Annotated in this window: 16 protein-coding genes and 2 riboswitches; of the genes, 4 read left to right on the top strand and 12 right to left on the bottom strand. The window is 70.8% G+C overall.

The window, feature by feature from the left end; genetic code table 11:
- Positions 1–27: 27 nt before the first annotated feature.
- The 3 genes from LIU39_RS13460 to LIU39_RS13450 all read right to left on the bottom strand — a co-directional run bounded on the left by LIU39_RS13460 (position 28) and on the right by LIU39_RS13450 (position 3596).
- A complete protein-coding gene (locus LIU39_RS13460; protein ID WP_227046910.1) occupies positions 28–2190 on the bottom strand; it encodes a VMAP-C domain-containing protein in 2163 nt (720 codons plus the stop codon).
- The gene (locus tag LIU39_RS13455) at positions 2187–2627 is read right to left on the bottom strand and encodes a CU044_2847 family protein (RefSeq protein ID WP_227046909.1); all 441 of its coding nucleotides are present in this window, start codon (positions 2625–2627) and stop codon (positions 2187–2189) included. The genes LIU39_RS13460 and LIU39_RS13455 overlap by 4 nt, the downstream gene beginning before the upstream one ends.
- Before the next feature lie 120 nt (positions 2628–2747).
- Positions 2748–3596, bottom strand: a complete 849-nt coding sequence (locus LIU39_RS13450; protein ID WP_227046908.1) for a thioesterase family protein — start codon at positions 3594–3596, stop codon at positions 2748–2750.
- A gap of 96 nt (positions 3597–3692) precedes the next feature.
- On the opposite strand from LIU39_RS13450, the gene LIU39_RS13445 reads away from it, so the two are divergent.
- Positions 3693–4322: a trimeric intracellular cation channel family protein gene (locus LIU39_RS13445; RefSeq protein WP_227046907.1), complete on the top strand. Its 630-nt coding sequence runs from the start codon at positions 3693–3695 to the stop codon at positions 4320–4322.
- A 19-nt stretch (positions 4323–4341) separates the two neighbouring features.
- On the opposite strand, the gene LIU39_RS13440 is transcribed toward LIU39_RS13445, so the two are convergent.
- The 9 genes from LIU39_RS13440 to LIU39_RS13400 form a co-directional block, all read right to left on the bottom strand.
- On the bottom strand, positions 4342–5772 hold the full coding sequence (locus tag LIU39_RS13440; RefSeq protein WP_227046906.1) for a M1 family metallopeptidase: 1431 nt from the start codon (positions 5770–5772) through the stop codon (positions 4342–4344).
- Between the two features lie 90 nt (positions 5773–5862).
- Complete coding sequence (locus LIU39_RS13435; RefSeq protein WP_227046905.1) at positions 5863–6981, bottom strand: ABC transporter ATP-binding protein; 1119 nt, start codon at positions 6979–6981, stop codon at positions 5863–5865.
- Positions 6978–8042, bottom strand: coding sequence for an ABC transporter ATP-binding protein (locus LIU39_RS13430; RefSeq protein WP_227046964.1), 1065 nt, complete (start codon positions 8040–8042; stop codon positions 6978–6980). Before LIU39_RS13430 ends, LIU39_RS13435 begins: the two co-directional genes overlap by 4 nt.
- A 131-nt stretch (positions 8043–8173) precedes the next feature.
- On the bottom strand, positions 8174–9184 hold the full coding sequence (locus LIU39_RS13425) for an ABC transporter permease (RefSeq protein ID WP_227046904.1): 1011 nt from the start codon (positions 9182–9184) through the stop codon (positions 8174–8176).
- 76 nt (positions 9185–9260) lie between these two features.
- Complete coding sequence (locus LIU39_RS13420; RefSeq protein WP_227046903.1) at positions 9261–11012, bottom strand: ABC transporter substrate-binding protein; 1752 nt, start codon at positions 11010–11012, stop codon at positions 9261–9263.
- Between the two features lie 105 nt (positions 11013–11117).
- The gene (locus LIU39_RS13415) at positions 11118–12116 is read right to left on the bottom strand and encodes an ABC transporter permease (protein ID WP_227046902.1); all 999 of its coding nucleotides are present in this window, start codon (positions 12114–12116) and stop codon (positions 11118–11120) included.
- Positions 12117–12497: 381 nt separating this feature from the next.
- The gene (locus tag LIU39_RS13410; protein WP_227046901.1) at positions 12498–13301 is read right to left on the bottom strand and encodes an enhanced serine sensitivity protein SseB C-terminal domain-containing protein; all 804 of its coding nucleotides are present in this window, start codon (positions 13299–13301) and stop codon (positions 12498–12500) included.
- Between the two features lie 59 nt (positions 13302–13360).
- Positions 13361–14158, bottom strand: a complete 798-nt coding sequence (locus LIU39_RS13405; RefSeq protein WP_227046900.1) for an enhanced serine sensitivity protein SseB — start codon at positions 14156–14158, stop codon at positions 13361–13363.
- Between the two features lie 102 nt (positions 14159–14260).
- Positions 14261–14971, bottom strand: a complete 711-nt coding sequence (locus LIU39_RS13400) for an AAA family ATPase (protein WP_372463853.1) — start codon at positions 14969–14971, stop codon at positions 14261–14263.
- 218 nt (positions 14972–15189) lie between these two features.
- Positions 15190–15284, top strand: a riboswitch (glycine riboswitch).
- Positions 15285–15401: riboswitch (glycine riboswitch) on the top strand. It begins immediately after the preceding riboswitch.
- 34 nt (positions 15402–15435) lie between these two features.
- Between LIU39_RS13400 and gcvT the strand changes: the two genes are divergently transcribed.
- The 3 genes from gcvT (at position 15436) to glyA (ending at position 18365) form a co-directional block, all read left to right on the top strand.
- On the top strand, positions 15436–16563 hold the full coding sequence (gcvT, locus tag LIU39_RS13395; protein ID WP_227046899.1) for a glycine cleavage system aminomethyltransferase GcvT: 1128 nt from the start codon (positions 15436–15438) through the stop codon (positions 16561–16563).
- A gap of 99 nt (positions 16564–16662) precedes the next feature.
- On the top strand, positions 16663–17040 hold the full coding sequence (gcvH, locus tag LIU39_RS13390) for a glycine cleavage system protein GcvH (protein WP_227046898.1): 378 nt from the start codon (positions 16663–16665) through the stop codon (positions 17038–17040).
- A gap of 65 nt (positions 17041–17105) precedes the next feature.
- Complete coding sequence (gene glyA, locus LIU39_RS13385; protein WP_227046897.1) at positions 17106–18365, top strand: serine hydroxymethyltransferase; 1260 nt, start codon at positions 17106–17108, stop codon at positions 18363–18365.
- Positions 18366–18540 lie beyond the last annotated feature (175 nt).

The following is an 18540-nucleotide window of genomic DNA, read 5'->3' as shown; positions in this document are numbered from 1 at the left end:
CCGTCCGCCGCGCTCACGGCACGCCCCTCACGGCTGCGTCAGCACCCAGGCGTCCGGCGCGAGCGGGCCGGGACGGTGGTCGGGTGCGTCGTAGAGCAGGGACAGCCGCCTGCCGTGGTGCGCGGTGTGTTCGGGCTCGGCGACGGCCTTGGCCCGCTCCAGGCGCACCGCCTCGGGGATCTCGGTGTGGTCCGTGCCGTCCACCAGCGTCAGCAGGTCCCTGGCGATCCGCTCGCCGTGTTCGGCACGGTGCCACAGGACGGTGTGCACGCCCGCCTGGACGCACTGCCGCAGCAGCGGGCCGTGGTGGTCGGGCGGGCAGCACAGCACCACCGTGCCGGCGTCGCGGTGCACTTCGAGCTGGGCGCGGGCCACCTTGCGGTCGGTGTGCCGGTGGTCGAGGACGACCGCTTCGGCCTGCGGCAGCGCGGCGGTGCGGTGCTTCCAGCCGGCATAGCTCTCCCGGGACCGCTCGGTGGTGCGTACCACCACCCGCCGGGTGATGCCGGGCGCGAACGGGCCGTCCTCGTCGCTGTCGCAGGACTCCCAGGAGTCCACGTCGAGGCCGAGCCAGGCGGCCGGCAGGAAGAACTCCACCAGCGCGGTCTCCGGGTCCTCCCTGACCTCGGTGCGCAGCGCCCGGCGGATGTCGTCGATCACCTGCTCGCTGCCCGCCTCGGTGTCCCGGACCATGAGGAGGCGGTGCGAGGCGCGGTCGGGCCAGGTCCACATCTGGTACGTGAAGCCACGGCCCGCGGGCCCCGGCAGCAACTCGACCTGGACGCGCGGGGCGAAGCGCGGCGCGACGGGGGCGAAGCCCGCCGGGTGGGCGGCGCCGGGCGCCGGGGGCCGGACCGCGGCGGCCGCGAGGTCGGCCCTGAACTGCCTGACCGCCGCCTCGTCCACACCCGAACGGGCGGCGACGCGGCCGGTCCAGGCGTCCAGGTCGTCGGCCGGGTAGGCACCGGCCGCCCGTTCGTCCGTGCTGATCCGCACCACCCCTTGCAGCAGCGGCGGCAGTGGCGTCCCGGGGGCGGGCGGGAATCCTTCCAACGCGTCGACGGCGTCGGGCAGTCCGGCCACCGCGGGCAGTTCCGGCGCGTGCGGCAGGACCCGCTCCAGCAGGGTGCGCGGGTCGGTGCGGGAGCAGTGGGCCAGCAGTCCCGACAGGTCGCGGCGCTGCTGGGTGGTCAGGTATTCGCCGGGGCGTACCGTGCGGGCCGCTCTGCGCAGCGCTTCCCAGTCGTCCCGTGCGCCGTGGGCGGCCGTGCCGTGCGGGCCGCCCCGGGGTTCCTGGTGGTCCCGGACCAGTTCGAGGAGTTCGGGGATGCCGCGGCGGACGCCGACGGCCAGGCCGACCAGCCGCTCCAGGTCGGCGGCGGGTCCTGCCGACGGCCTGCCGAGCCGGGCGGCCAGCCGTTCCTCGCAGGCGAGCACCGCGTCCGGCCGGGTCAGGATCCGCTCCAGCGCGCCCAGCAGCTGTTGCACGCCGCGCTTGGCGGTGGGGACGGCGGGCGGCGGCAGGGTGGGCAGTTCGGCTTCGATGGCGGGCACGCTGAGGGCGTACATCGTCGGCTGCGCTCCGGCGGAGCCGTCCACGGGCCGGTGGACGGCGGCGACCAGGCCGACGACGGCCTGGCGTGCGCGGTCCCACAGCGGTCCGCCGCTGAATCCTTCGGTGACCTGTCCTGAGCCGAGCACGTCCAGCGCGATCCAGGGCGGTGCCGAGACCCGCGGCACCGCGCGCACGGTGGGCAGCGGATGGCCGCTGGCCCACAGGGCGATGACCTCGCCGGCGTGGCCGTGCGGCAGGAAGGGCGCGGGCTGCGCCCCGTCGGGCGGGTCGGCCGCCAGCTCCAGGACGGCGAGGTCTCCGTGGTACGGCACCCGGCCCGGCACGGCGGGTTCGCTGCCGCGGGCCGTGGCGCGCGGCGGTGACCACCATTCGTGCACGACGTGGGCGGTGAGGTCGCGGCCCGGTGCGAGGTGCGGCAGCCGGAGGGTGACCGCTTCGGCGCCGGGCGGCTGCCGGTCGAAACGGTCCCTGCCCAGCGCACTGTTGACGACATGGGCGCAGGTGAGGACGAGCCGGTCGGCGATCAGCACACCGCAGCCGATGGCCGCTCCGGCGTGCCGTACGGAGACGAAGGAGCGGTGCAGCGGGGTGTCGTCACCGGCACCGGTGATCACGGCGTCGTCCCGCCGGTCTCACCCGCGTCGCTGCCGAGCTTCCAGGTGGCGGAGACGGTGAAGCTGGCGTCGCCCTTGCCGGAGAACACCCCGAGCTTCAGGTCGGAGCCGAGAGTGACGCCGAACTGGACGGTGACCTCGTCCGGGTGGTGGCTGCTGTCCGCGATCGAGCGGTGGATCTGCCCGAGCACGCTGCCGAGCGGCCGCAGGGCCTCTTCGAGCACTTCGCCGCTGCGGGTGAGCGTGCGGTGCAGCCGGCTGTCGACGCTGACCGGCAGCGCCGACCCGAAGCCTTCGGGAAGTTCCAACTCGCTGTCACTGCCATGCTGTTGACCGCCGTCGCCCTCGGCAGGCCGGTGCCCTTCGGCCGGGGCGGCGGGTGTGGCCCGCAGCCATACGACAGTGCCGTCATCGATGCTGAGTGCTACGTCCCCCATGTCGATCAGTCTGACACGGGCGCGGCGGAATGTGGTCTCTCTTTTGCGCCGGAGACGTAGCGGACGCGACCTCGGCCGCGGGCGCTACGGGGGCACCCGCGGGGGCGGGTGCCCAGGGTGTCAACTGTCGAGCAACGCCCGTGCCAGCTGGCGGGATTGGGCGACGAGGCGGTCCTGGGAGTCCCAGATCTCGCCGTCCTCCTCCAGGAAGCCGCCCGCGAGATTACGGGTGCTCAGGACGACCCGCAGCGGGCCGGGAGCCGGGCGGCAGCGGATGTGGGTGGTGAGTTCCACGGTCGGCACCCAGCCGGACAGGCCCAGGTCGAAGGCGGTGGGCGGCATGCCGTCGACGGCCAGCAGGAGGGACAGCGGGTCGTGGTCGCGCCCGTCGGCGAGGCCGAACCAGCCGCGCATCTCGCCCTTGCCGGAGGGGGCGCCGACCGCCCAGCCGGCGGTGGCCGGATCCAGCCGCACCGCCAGCCGGTCGGCGATGGAGGTGCTGCCGGGTATCGGCGGCTGCCCTCCGGGCGCGCTGTCGGCACCCAGGCAGTGTTCGTACGGGGGCAGCGCGGGCGGCTTGGCGCTGGTGCGGACGTCGTCGGGCAGCGCGTCGAGGTCGCCGTAGGCCCCGAGCACCCGCAGCCGCTCGACCTCGGTGCCGTCCTCCGTGAACTGCACGAGGGTGGCGGCGCCGGTGGACATCGTCCGGCCGGTGCGGACCACCTCGGTGCGTATGACGGCCGGCCCCGGGACCGAGGCGGTCAGGTAGTGCGCGGTGACGGAGAACGGGTCCGGGTGCGGCAGGGTGTCGCCCAGGGCGCGGCCCATCAGGGCGAGCAGGAAGCCGCCGTTGACCGCGTGGACGACCGTCCAGCCGGCCGGGAGCCGGGCGTCGTAGACGCCGGGGGCGCGGCGCACGACCGCCGTATCGCGGTCGAACTCGCTGTTACCTGGGGTCACCGTAGCCATGGCATGCACGCTACACCGAACAGTTACCGACCGGTAGTGTCACTTTGATGGCACACATCCGGCCACGGCACCTCCTGGGCCTGCGATGATTCCGCCATGCTTCACGTGCTCTACCTGGTCGGCGTCGCCGCCTTCGCCGCGAGCGGAGTGCTGGCCGCGTACCGCGCCAACATGGATCCCTTCGGCGGCCTGGTGCTCGCCTTCGCCGCCTCGATCTCCGGCGGCACGCTGCGCGATCTCATCCTCAACCGGCATCCGCTGTACTGGACCCACGACTGGGTACTGCTGACAGTGATCATCTGCGTCGGCGTCGGCACCATGATCTATCTGCGCTTCCGGACCCTGCCGCACAAGTCCCTGCTGGTCGTCGACGCCGCCGGGCTCGCCGTCGTCACCGTGATCGGCGCCCGCGCCGCCATCGACGCGGGCGCCACCCCGCTCGCCGTGATCATCCTCGCGGTGCTGACCGGCGTGACGGGCGAGGTCGTCCGGGACGTGCTGTGCGGGGAGTTCCCTCCGCTGCTGCTGCGCGAGGACGTCTACGCCATCGCCGCCCTGGCCGGCGGCTGCTGCCTGCTGGCGCTGCACCACCTCGGCGTCAACGGCACCGCGGCGACCGCGGCATCGGCCGGTCTGGTCTTCGCCCTGCGGATGGCCGCGGTCTACCTCGGACTGCACCTGCCCCGGCCGCAGCAGCTGAAGGGCGGCCGGGGCACGGCGGACTGACGGGCCCCGGCCCGCCCGGCTACTTGCCCGGCAGCTCGGGCCGCTCCGGCGTGTGGAGCCAGGTGGTGAAGAGGTCACCAAGCCGCTGTCCCGAGATCTTCTCGGCGAGCGCGATGAACTGCGAGGTCTCGGCGTTGCCGTAGCGGTGCGCCGAGGTCCAGGCCGGCAGCAGCCGGAAGAACGCCTTGTCGCCGATCCGCTCGCGCAGCGCCTGGAGCGTCATCGCGCCCCGCTCGTAGACCGAGTCGGAGAACATCGTGTCGCGCTGCGGGTCGCCAACCTTGATCTTCCAGAAGTCGTCGCCCGCCGGTATCGACGCGTACTCCGCGCGGAACGCGTCGTGGGCGCTCTTGGTGCCCTTGTGCTCGCTCCAGAGCCACTGCGCGTAGGTCGCGAAGCCCTCGTTGAGCCAGATGTTCTTCCACTGCTTGACCGAGACCGAGTCGCCGAACCACTGGTGGGCCAGCTCGTGGACGATCGTCGTCTCGTTGCGGACCGCCGAGTACACCGGCTTGGACTGCACCTCCAGCGAGAAGCCGGCCTGCGGCATGTCGTCGACGACCGCGCCGGTCTCCTCGAAGGGGTACGGGCCGAAGAGCTCGGACCAGTAGTCGGTGGCCGCGGCGGTGACGCCGTAGACGTCGACCTTGCCGGTGGGCAGGGTCGGGTCGGTGGCGACGTAGATCGGCGTGCCGCCGGGTGTGGTACCCGTCTTGACGTCGAACTTTCCGATGGTGGCGGTGGCGAGGTACGGCGCCATCGGGCGGCTCTCCCGCCAGTGCGCGTACGAACGGCCGTTGCGCTCGCCGGAGTCGACGAGGCGGCCGTTGGAGACGCCGGTCAGGCCCTTGGGCGCGTCGATCCGGATGTCGTAGGTCGCCTTGTCGCTCGGGTGGTCGCTGGAGGGGAACCACGTCGAGGCGGCGTTCGGCTCGCAGGCGACGAAGACGCCGTCCTTGGTCTTCATCCAGCCGTAGTCGGACCCGAAGACGATCGGGCCGCTCAGCGGCTTGGGTACGCCGCTGTAGACCACGGTCACGGTGAACTTGCGGCCGCGGAGCAGCGGATCGCCCGGCCGCACGGTCAGCTCGTCGCCGGATCTGCTGAAGTCCGCCCGGCGGCCGTTGACCCGGACCGAGGCGACATCGAGTTTCTGCAGGTCGAGGTCGAAGGCGGAGAGGTTCTGGGTGGCCCTGGCGGTCAGTGTCGTGCGGCCGTCGAGGCGGCCGCTGTCGGGGTGGTAGCTGACGCCCAGGTCATAGTGCAGGGCGTCGAACCCGCCGTTGCCGAGGTTCGGGAAGTACGCGTCGCCGACGCCGGGCGCGCCGGGCGATGCCCCTGGCACGGCGGCCGATGCGCCGGGCCCTGCGGCGATGGACGCGGCGGCGGCCACCGCGGTGGCGAGCGCGAGCAGACGGGTACCGCGACGGGCAGAACGGGAGAGTGCCATGAGCCGTCCCTTCGAACACACGGAGGAATGAAGCAACCGTGCCGACTCTGCACTCTCCCGCGCCGCTTTACCCGGGACTTTGCCAAGTCCTCAGGCGTGACCGCCAGTTGACTCCTTACCGCCCGCACCACCGGCCGCCGCCGGCTCACCGGTGACCGGCTCCGGGTGGTGGCAGGCGACCTGGTGCCCGGTGCGCAGCGCGACCAGCGGCGGCTCGGTGGTGGTGCACACCTCGGTCGCCTTCCAGCAGCGGGTGCGGAACCGGCAGCCGGACGGCGGGTTGATCGGCGAGGGCACGTCGCCCTTGAGCAGGATCCGGTCGCGCTCGGTACGCCGCTTCGGGTCCGGCACCGGCACCGCCGACAGCAGCGCCTTGGTGTACGGGTGCAGCGGCGACGCGTAGAGCGAGGCGCGGTCGCTCAACTCCACGATCTTTCCGAGGTACATGACCGCGATCCGGTCCGATACGTGCCGGATGACCGAGAGGTCGTGGGCGATGATGACGTAGGTCAGCCCCAGCTCGTCCTGGAGGTCGTCCATGAGGTTGACGACCTGCGCCTGGATGGAGACGTCGAGGGCCGAGACCGGCTCGTCGGCCACCACCAGCTTCGGCTTGAGCGCCAGGGCGCGGGCGATGCCGATGCGCTGCCGCTGGCCGCCGGAGAACTCGTGCGGGTAGCGGTTGTAGTGCTCCGGGCTCAGGCCCACCAGCTCCAGCAGCCGCTGCACCTCCTTCTTCACTCCGCCCTCCGGCTCCACGCCCTGGAGGCGGAAGGGGGTGCCGATGATCCCGCCGATGGTGTGCCGCGGGTTCAGCGAGCCGTACGGATCCTGGAAGATCATCTGGACGTCGCGGCGCATCGGCCGCAGCCTGCCCGTGGACAGGTGGGTGATGTCCTTGCCCTCGAACTCGATGCTTCCGCCGGTCGGTTCGTCGAGCCGGGTGATCAGCCGGCCCATCGTGGACTTGCCGCAGCCGGACTCGCCGACCACGCCGAGGGTCTCCCCCGGGTACACGTCGAAGTCGATGCCGTCGACCGCCTGCACGGCCCCGACCTGCCGCTTGAGCAGCCCCTTGGTGATCGGGAAGTGCCGCATCAGACCGCGCACCCGCAGCAGCGGCTCGGCGTCGGACGCGGCCGGGGACGCGGCATCGCCCGGCCCGTCCGCCGGGGTGTTCTGGCTCTCGTCGTCAGTCGTCTCGGTCACAGCTTCGGCGCAATCTCTTCGGTCCAGATACGCTCCCGCTCCTGCGGCGCCATGTGGCAGGCGGAGAAGTGCCCGCCGTCGACCTGGCCGAGTTCGGGGCGCACGGTGCGGGTGAGGTTGTCCTTGGGGACGTCCGCGTACGGGCAGCGGGGGTGGAAGGCACAGCCGGACGGCACGTTGATCAGGCTGGGCGGCGCGCCCTTGACCGGGATGAGCCGGTCGGTCTGATCGCGGTCGATCCGCGGCATCGAGCCGAGCAGGCCCCAGGTGTAGGGGTGCTGCGGCGTGGCGAAGATCCGCTCGGCGGGGCCGCGTTCGACGCACCGGCCGCCGTACATCACCAGCAGGTCGTCGGCCAGCTCGGCCACCACCCCCAGGTCGTGGGTGATGATGACGACCGCGGAGCCGAACTCCTTCTGCAGATCGCGGATCAGGTCCAGGATCTGCGCCTGGACGGTGACGTCGAGGGCGGTGGTCGGCTCGTCGGCGATCAGCAGTTCCGGGTTGTTGACCAGCGCCATCGCGATCATGGCGCGCTGGCGCATACCGCCGGAGAACTGGTGCGGATGGTCGTCCACCCGCTTGTCGGGCTGCGGGATGCCGACCCGGTCGAGCATCTCGACGGCCCGCTTGCGCGCCGTCTTCTTGTCGACGTCGTTGTGGACCCGGTACGCCTCCACGATCTGCTGGCCGACCGTGTAGTAGGGGTGCAGCGCGGACAGCGGGTCCTGGAAGATCATCGCCATCTCGCGGCCCCGCAGCCGCCGCACCTCGTCCGGCTCGGCGCCGACAAGTTCCTTGCCGTCCAGCCAGATCTCACCGGACATCCGGACCTTGCTGCGCTGCTGCCGTGAGGCGCGGTGCAGGCCCATCACGGCGAGCGAGGTGACGGACTTGCCGGAGCCCGACTCGCCGACGATGCCGAGCGTCTTGCCCTTCTCCAGGGCGAAGGAGAGCCCGTCGACGGACTTCACGAGGCCGTCGTCGGTCGGGAAGTGCACCTGGAGGTCCCGCACTTCGAGGAAGGCGGTGGGCGCGATCCCGCTCCCGGCCGCGGGCACCGGACCGGCCGCTGTGGCAGGGGCCGTCGCGGGCTCGGGCTCGGTAACGGTCCCGGCCTCGGGCTCCGGCTCGACCGAAGACGCCGTGCCGGCCTTGTCCTCGGAGGTTCCGGAGGATTCGGAGGAATCAGTCACGAGAGCCTCACCCGCGGATCGACGGCGGCGTACAGAACGTCCACCACCAGGTTGCAAAGGACGATGAAGAACGCGGCGAGCAGCGTGACGCCGAGGACCTTCGGCAGGTCGTTGTCGGTGATCGCCTGCACCGCGAAGGCGCCCACCCCTTGCAGCGAGAAGACCTGTTCGGTGATCAGCGCTCCGCCCAGCAGCAGCCCCAGGTCCATGCCGAAGACGGTGACGATGGGCGTGAGGGCGGCGCGCAGGCCGTGCCGGACGACGACCGTACGCTCCCCCAGGCCCTTGGCCCGCGCGGTACGGATGTAGTCCTCGCCGAGGGTTTCCATCATCCCGGCTCTGGTGAGGCGGGCGTACAGCGCCGAATAGAGGAAGGCCAACGTCACCCAGGGCAGGACCAGCGTTCTGGCCCACAGGAAGGGATTCTCCAAGAGCGGCACGTAGTCGCTGCGTTCGAAGATCGGCCACTGATAGGTGAACAGGGCCAGCGCGACCGCTCCGGTGAAGAACATCGGCAGCGAGACGCCGGCCAGCGCGATGCCCATCGACAGCCGGTCGAAGATCGAGCCGGGGCGCAGCGCGGAGATCACGCCGGTGGTGATGCCGGAGACCAGCCAGACGACCGCCGCGCCGAAGGCGAGCGAGAGGGTGACCGGAAGCCGGGACTGGATCTCCGGCCAGACCTCGATGTGGGTCTTGAACGAGTAGCCGAAGCACGGCACGTTGCAGCGTGCCGCTTCCGGACCGAACTTGTAGTCCACGCCGACGAAGATGCCCTTGAGGAACTCCCAGTACTGTTCGTACACGGGTTTGTCCAGGCCGAGATTCCTCTTCACCGCGGCGATGTCGGCAGGTGTGGGCGCCTTGCCGATGTACTGCTGGGCAAGTTGGTCGGTGGTCTGCCCGGCGAGCTTCGGCAGCAGGAAGAAGATGCCGAAGGTGACCGCGCTGACGATCAGCAGCAGGATCACCGCGCTGATCAACCTGCGGATGATGTACGAGAACACGGGGATGCGGCGTCGGTGCCCGCGGGCCGGACCGGCCGGCCGACGGGCACCAATGCCTTCACCTGCCTTCCGGGGCTTACTTCTTGACGCCGATGGTGAGGTAGTCGTACTGACCGCTGTAGGCCGAGGTCGACACCAGGTTGGTGGCCTTGGGCGAGCGGTAGTTCAGCACCTTGAAGTAGGTGAGCGGAACCAGCGCGGCCTGCTCCATGGCCTTCTTGTCGATCTCGGCGTACGCCTTCTCGCGCGCGGCCTTGTCGGGGTTGGCGACGGCGCCGTCGAGCAGCTTGTTGATCTCCGGGTCGTCCAGCTCCGAGAGGTTGGAGTTGCCGGACTGGCTGATGGCCTTGCCGTGCAGGATCTGCTGGAGGTAGCCGTAGCCGGTCGGGAAGTCGGCGCCCCACTGCATCATCATCAGGCCGACGTTGTTCTTCTGGTTGAACTTCGGCACACCGGCGTAGTCCGAGAAGTACTTGCTCGTCGGGTACTGCTGGATCTTGGCGTTGACGCCGATCTGCTTCAGCGAGTCGACGACCGAGGTCGCCGCGTCCACCTCTTCCTGGCGGTCGTTGCGCGCCAGGATCGTGGTGTTGACCTTGCCGGCGCCGCACTTGGCCCAGTGCTTCTTGGCCTCGGTGAGGTCCAGCTTGTCGCCGGAGTACTTCTGCGGGTACAGGTCGTACTTCTGGTAGCCGTCGATGTCGGTCGGCAGGACCGTGGAGGCCAGGTCACCGCGGATCGGGCCGCCGAGCGAGGTCTGCACGGCCTTCTTGTCGACGGCGTACTCGACGGCCTTGCGGCACTCGACGTTGGTGAACGGCTTCACCTTGGTGTTGATCGCCATGTAGTTGAGCCGCTGGCCGAGGGCGTTGTCGGTGTTGCCCTTCTCCTTGGAGTTGGTCAGCAGCTGGGCCTGCGTCTGCGCGTCGACGCCCTTGCCCGCCATGTCGACCTGGGTGTTGCCGGCCAGCAGGTCCTTGTCGATGGTGGACTGGGCCACCTTCAGCTTCAGGACGATCTTGTCGGGCAGCTGCTTGCGCAGCGGGTCGGTCTTGGCGTCCCAGTGCGGGTTGCGGACCAGGGTGAGCTGCTTGCCCTCCTGGTAGTCCTGGAACTTGTAGGACCCGGAGGAGACCACGTGCTTGGTGTAGTCCGCGCCCTTGTCCTTGTCCTGCGGGACCGGCGCCGTCTGCGGGGCGCTGACCAGGTAGTCGAACTCCGCGAACGCCTTCTTCAGGTGGAAGACGATGGTCTGGTCGTCCGGCGTCTCGATGGACTTCAGGCCGGCCTTGCTCTTGTCCTTGTACGGGCCCTTGTAGCCGTCGCCGTCGTTGTCCTTGAGGAACTGCTGGAAGTAGTTCGGACCCAGGGACAGCGTGTCACGGGCGAAGTTGCTGCGCTCGACCGCGTACTTGACGTCCTGCGAGGTGATGGCGGAACCGTCGTCGTACTTCAGACCCTTGCGGATCTTGTACGTCCAGGTCTTGCCGCCGTCGCTGGACTTGCCCATCGACTCGGCCAGGTCCGGCGCGAGTTCGTTGCCCTTGGAGCCGGGCGCCGCCTTGAAGGCGGTCAGTGAACGCGCGTAGAGGCGGCTGAAGTTGTAGACGAACGCGTAGTAGGTGTTGCCGGGGTCGAACGACTCGGGCGTGTCGCTCATCGCGTAGTTGAGCGTGCCGCCCTTCTCGTTCGAGACGTTGACGATGCCCTTGGTCGCGGCGTTCGCCTCCCCGGAACTTCCGGAGGTGCCGCCCCCGCTGCAGCCGGCCAGCAAAAGGCCCGCACTGGTGATGGCCGCTGTCGCCGCGACCGGAACTGACCTTCGCATGATGGTGGCTGTCCCCTTCATTCGTCGGAAAACGTCGGAAAACTTCGGAAGAGAGAAATCATCGGAGCGCCGGGATGCGGGCGCCGGTCCGCGGTCCGGCGGACCTCAGCGGCTGCGCGGGTCCAGCGCGTCCCGCAGTCCGTCGCCGAGCAGGTTGAACGCCAGCACGGTGACGAAGATCGCGATACCGGGGACGAGCATGTACTGCGGGTCGACCTCGTAGTACTTGACCGCCTGGTTGAGCATCCCGCCCCAGGACGCCTGGGGCGGCTGGATGCCGACGCCCAGGAAGCTCAGGGCCGCCTCGAAGAGGATGTTGGAGGGGATCAGCAGCGTCGAGTAGACGACGATCGGGCCGACGAGGTTGGGCAGCAGCTCGCGGAAGAGGATGAACGGGCCGCGCGCACCCATGCCGCGGGCCGCGTCGACGAATTCCCGCTCGCGCAGCGACAGCGTCTGGGCGCGCACGATCCGGCCCATGTACGGCCAGTTGAAGAACCCGATCACGAAGATCAGCACGGAGAGGTGCAGCGGCAGTCCGGTGAGGCCGAAGGCGCCGCCCTGGAGGGACGCGGAGATCGCGATGGCGAACAGCAGCAGCGGGAACGCCAGGAAGACGTCCATCAGCCGGCTGATGACCGCGTCGACCCGGCCCCGGTAGAAGCCGGCGATCACTCCCATGACCGTACCGATGGCCACCGACAGCAGGGTGGCGCCGAAGGCGACGATCAGCGAGACCCAGGAGCCCTCCAGCACGCGGGCGAGCAGGTCACGGCCGAACTTCGGGTCCACGCCCAACGGGTGGTCCAGGCTCATCCCGCCCATGTCGCCCTTGGGCAGCGTGGTGTTGGGGTCGATGAGCGACTGCTGCGGCGCGTCCGGGTCCAGTCCGAGCAGGGCCTGGATCGGACGGGACAGCGCGGCGATGGCGATGAGGAGGATGACAACGATGGCGCCCACCACCGCGACCTTGTCTCGGCGGAAGCGCAGCAGCGCGATGCGGCCGAGCGAACGCCCCTCGATCCGCTTGGTCTCCACGCCCTGCAGCACCGCTTCCGGCTGCGCCTGCGCAGCCGCCCCGGTGGTCTCGATCGGTGCGGTCACGGTGCCTTTGACCCCTCTCGGCCGACGGTGGCCGGCCCACGCCCCGCCGCGGTGGCGGCCTGGTTCACATCACTGGTGCAAGTGGTGCAGGTGCCGCGGAAGTTCGCCCCGCGGCAGTCCACAGGGCCACGCGACACCGGTGGTCGGATGACGTTCGTACACAGGGCCGAGACCCTGCTGCCGGAGTCTTCATCCGATTCGCGATCACTCACCAGCCCTGACGGTGAATGGATGCGCAACTGTGATGTGGTCAGCAGGTTTCCGTTATACGGACAGAACTACCGGCTCAGCGGAGCAGGCGGACACGAAGGAGGGGCCCAACGGGTGGGCAGACAGGGAGAATTCGCCCGTAAATCGACGCCTCGACGGCGCCGGGCGGCGTCAGTAGGGACGCGGGTAGCCGTAACCGTAGGACGGCGCGGGGGCGGGCATCCGACCACCGGGTCCGCCGTAGCCGTCCCGGTCGAAGAAGGGGCGCGCACAGGCCCGCATCCACATGCCGACGGGGTCGTACTCGTCGTTCATCGCGACGGTCGAGACCGGCAGGCCGTCCGGCACCGCGCCGATCGACTGCTGGATCATCAACCGCACCGCGTCCACGGCCTGTTGGCCGGTGTCGTACAGGTCGAGGCCGATGGCCAGATACGGCGCCCCGAGCGCGGGCTGCACCCAGGCCCTGCGCAACGCCCTTACGGCCGGCGTACGGTGCGCGTTCTGCGCGAGCAGGGCGTAGAACTGCGGGAGTTCGATGGCCGGTTCGGTGATCCGCAGCGGCCCTGCGGGCAGCCGGTCAAGGCCGCCGGCGATCCGGCGCAGGTCCAGCCAGGGAATGCCGACGCCGCCGCCGGGAGCGTGCGGATTCAGCCACAGGCCCCAGCGGTCGGGAAAGAGCGAGGCGGCGATGTCGACGCCGGTGACCAACTCGTGGTCGCGGTTCCAGCCGGAGGCGGCGAGTTCCGGCGCCGAGGTGACGCAGGGCGCGTAGCCGAGCCCTTCGACCTCCATGTTTCCGTACTGCGCGTCGGGCATTCCGGCCCGGCCCTGCCAGAGCAGCATCCAGACCTGTCCGGCGGCGAGGGCGTGCAGCAGCGCCTCGTAGGCGTCGTAGCGGCCGGGCGAGACCTGCGCCAGCATCTGTTCGACCTGACCGGCCGCCGCCGCTCCCTGATGCGCACCCGCGCTCACGTGGTCCGTCCCTTCTCCGGCAGGCACCGTGGGGTGCGCCCGCCCGTCATCCAACCAGCTTACGAGTGGTCCCGGGCGTAGAAGGGGCGCACGCGCTCCAGCATCCGGTCGGCCACCGGGTCACCCTGAGCGATGTCCAGCATGACGAGCTGGACGGGCCAGGGCACCGGGACCGCACCGAGCGCACGTCCCAGGGCCGACAGCGCGGCCTCCCGCGTGCGGTCGTCGTGCAGCGGCACGGCGGCGGTGTCGACCTGAACTCCGACGAACAACGCGGGCGTGTCGCCTTCCACACTGGCCAGGACACGTCGGGCAGTCAGGACAAATCCGGCGGCCGAGAACTCCAGACCCGCCGCCGCGAGGAAGTCCACCGGCTCGTCCTGCCAGTCCGGTTCGAAGAGCCGCACCCGGCCGCCGGACGAAACGGCCCCGGCCTCCGGACCGCCCTCCCGGCACAGCGCGGCCACCGCGGGCGCCGGCAGCGGCACCCCGACCGTGCCGTCGGGGTTGACGGCGATGCCGAGCTTCGCCGGCAGCCCGCGGGCGAACTCCCTGGCCGGCGCGACGGTGAAGGGCAGGTGCGAGCCGACGACCCGCAGGAACTCCTGCTCGGAGCTGTAGACCGGCACGTAGGCGAGGCCGTCCAGCTCGACGGTGGGCAGGTCGAGGCCGCCGGCACCGAGGCCCGCGCCGTCCGGCCCGCCGCCGTTCGGCAGCGGGATCCACAGCCGGCTGCGGCCCAGCACCTCCACGATCCGGGCGCCCGCGCCCGGGTGCCCGACCGAGGCCGCGAGCACCTCTTCCAACTCGTTGGCCGGCCATGCCAGCCGAGGTATCCCGTGCTCCGAAAAATTCATGTCCATCCGCCCACTTCCAACCGCGCTACCTGGCCGAAAAGCCTAGACGAGTGCACGGGGCAGTGGGTTGCCCGCCCGTGGTGCCGGTTCCGCGCGGCCCGCTCAGCCGAATCCGACCGTGCGCAGCGCGTCGGCGGCCGCCCGGTCCAGCAGGACGGCCGAGCCGAAGCCCCGGGGCAGCCGTCCCCGCTCCGCCCCGCCGAGCAGCCTGCCGACGGCCCTGCGGTGCCGGGCGAAGGCGTACCAGGACACCTCGCGTCCGCGCAACGCCTGGCCGTCAAGCGCCACTTCGGCCGGCACGTCCAGCAGCACCAGGTGCACTGCGCGGCCGTCCCTGCGGGCCGCGCGCGCGATCCAGCGGCGCACCCACGCGAGCGTCCCGCAGTCGTGCACCACCACGCTGCCGCCCGAGCGCAGCGCGCGGCGCAGCCCGGCGTAGTGGGCGGCACGGACCAGCGGGCGGTAAAGCGGGTACGGCCACCGGCGCAGCCTGCCGCGCTCCCAGCGTGCGCGGGCGTCCTGCGAGTCGATGCGGTGCACCGGGGCGCCGCGGCCGTCCAGGGCCGGGACGAGGCGGTGCATCAGCGTGCTCTTGCCGCTGCCGGGCAGTCCGGAGACCACGACGAGGGCGCCGGCGGCGCAGTGCAGCCCCGTCAGGTGCCGGGCGGCGGGCAGCCCCCGCAGGTCCATGACCTGCGGGCCGAGCCCCGGCCGTGCCAGGGGCTGCGACACGACCCGCGGTGCGCGTCGGGGCCGCGGCAGCGCGGCGCCCGCGGCCCCCGAAGTCGTCGCGTATGCGGCCTCGCTGTGCACCGTGATCGCCCCTCCCGGTCCGGTGGTCCGGGCCTGGCCCGTCCCTCCCCGCAGAGTGTCAAGAAAAGGTAATGTCCATCAAGGCGGTTGGCCGGCTCTTCGGTCTGCCGAAGGGGGCGGCGGCCAGGGCTCCTGCGTCCGGCGATCCCGTGCAATGATGTCGGCGCCACGTGCACACCTTCGTTCACATGTGCACCGTCAACTGCATACCGGCCGCTTGAATCCGCGCGGGAGAGTCCCCGGCCGTGCGCCGGGGCGCCGAAGGAGCAAGTCCTCCCTTGAATCTCTCAGGCCCCGATACCGCGCGGGCGAGGCAGATCTGAAAAGCGAGCCACTGCCCGGTTGAAGGGGCGGCTCCACCCAAGGTGCAAACCGGCCCGTTCGCGGGATTCCGGTGAACCTCTCAGGTTCCGATGACAGATGGGGAGACATGTCCTCTCACCCATGCCTGGGAGCCCGGAACCATGACAGAAGCCCCCCGCCGCACGGCGCTGGATGCCACCCATCGCGCGCTCGGCGCGACCATGACCGACTTCGCCGGCTGGGACATGCCGCTGCGCTACGGCAGTGAGCGCGACGAGCACGTCGCCGTCCGCACCCGCGCCGGCCTCTTCGACCTCTCCCACATGGGCGAGATCACCATCACCGGACCGCAGGCCGCCGACCTGCTGGACTACGCCCTGGTCGGCAACATCGGCGGGGTCAGGGCCGGCCGCGCCCGCTACACCATGATCTGCGAGGCCGGCGGCGGCATCCTCGACGACCTGATCGTCTACCGGACCGGCGACCAGGAGTACCTGGTCGTCGCGAACGCCTCCAACGCCCAGATCGTCCTGGACGAGCTGACCGCACGCGCGGGCGGTTTCGACGCCGCGATCCGCGACGACCGGGACGCGTACGCGCTGCTCGCGGTGCAGGGCCCGGAGTCCCCCCGCATCCTCAAGGCCGTCACCGACGCAGACCTGGACGGGCTGAAGTACTACGCGGGCCTGCCCGGCACGGTCGCCGGCGTCCCGGCGCTGATCGCCCGTACCGGCTACACCGGTGAGGACGGCTTCGAGCTGTTCGTCCGGCCCGCCGACGCGGTCGCCCTGTGGGAGGCGCTGACCGCGGCCGGCAAGGACGCGGGCCTGGTGCCGTGCGGGCTTTCCTGCCGCGACACCCTGCGCCTGGAGGCGGGCATGCCGCTGTACGGGCACGAGCTGACCGCCGCGACCACGCCGTTCGACGCGGGCCTCGGACGGGTCGTGAAGTTCGAGAAGACCTCCAACGGCGGTGACTTCGTGGGCCGCGCCGCGCTGGAGGCGGCCGCCGCCCGCGCCGAGTCCGCCCCGCCCCGCAAGCTGGTGGGCCTGATCGCCGAGGGCCGCCGCGTCCCGCGGGCCGGCTACCCCGTGGTCGACGCGGCGGGCACGGTCATCGGCGAGGTCACCTCCGGAGCGCCGTCACCCACCCTCGGCAAGCCGCTGGCCATCGCGTACGTCGACGCCGCGCACGCCGCGCCGGGCACCGAGGGCGTCAGGGTCGACATCCGCGGCAGCCACGAGCCGTACGAGGTCGTCGCGCTGCCCTTCTACAAGCGGCAGAAGTAGCCCGCTCCCGGGGCACACCCCGGCGCCGCCGCACCCCGTGTGTCTCACTGTGCAAGACCCCTTTCACGATCACCCCTTCGCGTACAGGAGAATCGACCCATGAGCAACCCCCAGCAGCTGCGCTACAGCAAGGAGCACGAGTGGCTGTCGGTCGCCGAGGACGGCGTCTCGACGGTCGGCATCACGGAGCACGCGGCGAACGCGCTCGGCGATGTCGTCTTCGTGCAGCTTCCTGAGGTCGGTGCCACGGTCACGGCGGGCGAGAGCTGCGGTGAGCTGGAGTCGACCAAGTCGGTCAGCGATCTCTACGCGCCGGTCGACGGCGAGATCATCGAGGTCAACGAGGTCGTCACCGATGACCCTTCGCTGGTGAACTCCGCCCCGTTCGAGGGCGGCTGGCTGTTCAAGGTGAAGATCACCGCCGAGCCGGGTGACCTGCTCTCCGCTGACGAGTACACCGCCTTCACCGCCGGCTGAGTACGCCGCTCCGCCCCGCCCGTCCCGGAAGCGCTTCGCGCCCCCTGACTCCCCAGGAAAGACTCATGTCGCTTCTCAACAGCTCCCTCCATGACCTCGACCCCGACGTCGCCGCCGCCGTCGATGCCGAGCTGCACCGCCAGCAGTCCACCCTCGAAATGATCGCCTCGGAGAACTTCGCTCCGGTCGCCGTCATGGAGGCCCAGGGCTCCGTCCTCACCAACAAATACGCCGAGGGCTACCCCGGCCGCCGCTACTACGGCGGCTGCGAACACGTCGACGTCGTCGAGCAGATCGCCATCGACCGCATCAAGGCGCTCTTCGGCGCCGAGGCCGCCAACGTCCAGCCGCACTCCGGCGCACAGGCCAACGCCGCCGCCATGTTCGCCCTCATCAAGCCGGGCGACACCATCCTGGGCCTCAATCTCGCCCACGGCGGCCACCTCACCCACGGCATGAAGATCAACTTCTCCGGCAAGCTCTACAACGTGGTCCCCTACCACGTCGACGAGAAGTCGAACCTGGTCGACATGGAAGAGGTCGAGCGCCTCGCCAAGGAGCACCGCCCGAAGCTGATCGTGGCCGGCTGGTCCGCCTACCCGCGTCAGCTGGACTTCGCGGAGTTCCGCCGCATCGCGGACGAGGTCGGCGCGTACCTGATGGTCGACATGGCGCACTTCGCCGGTCTGGTCGCCGCGGGCCTGCACCCCTCGCCCGTGCCGCACGCCCACGTCGTGACCACCACCACCCACAAGACCCTCGGCGGCCCCCGCGGCGGCGTCATCCTCTCCACCCAGGACCTCGCCAAGAAGATCAACTCGGCGGTCTTCCCGGGCCAGCAGGGCGGTCCCCTGGAGCACGTCATCGCGGCGAAGGCGGTGTCCTTCAAGGTCGCCGCATCGGACGACTTCAAGGAGCGCCAGCAGCGCACCCTGGACGGTGCCCGCATCCTGGCCGAACGCCTCGTCCAGGACGACGTCACCGAGCACGGCGTCTCGGTCCTGTCCGGCGGCACCGACGTCCACCTCGTCCTCGTCGACCTGCGTCACAGCCGGCTTGACGGCCAGCAGGCCGAGGACCGCCTCCACGAGGTCGGCATCACGGTCAACCGCAACGCGGTCCCGAACGACCCGCGGCCCCCGATGGTCACCTCCGGCCTGCGCATCGGCACCCCGGCGCTGGCCACCCGCGGCTTCCAGGAGGCCGACTTCCGCGAGGTCGCCGACATCATCGCCGAGGCGCTCAAGCCGTCGTACGACACCGAGTCCCTCAAGGCCCGGGTCACCGCGCTCGCCGAGAAGTACCCGCTCTACCCCTCGCTCTGAGGGGCACGCGCCACGATGTGACGCGATGCACGAACTGAGCCTTCCCGAGGCCGGTCCGCCGGCATCCGGAAGGTGAACGGGCCGCGAGCCCGGGGCCGTTGGTCCCGGGCTCGCGGTCTGCCTGCCCGCAATCCGTGCATTTGTCGGCACATAAGGTGGTATCGCCCTCGGTGAC

Origin of the sequence: Streptomyces pinistramenti (assembly GCF_020564935.1) — a bacterium.
Taxonomy (GTDB): domain Bacteria; phylum Actinomycetota; class Actinomycetes; order Streptomycetales; family Streptomycetaceae; genus Streptomyces; species Streptomyces pinistramenti.
Note: the sequence above shows the minus strand (reverse complement) of the source record. Positions and strands in the feature narration are given on the sequence as shown.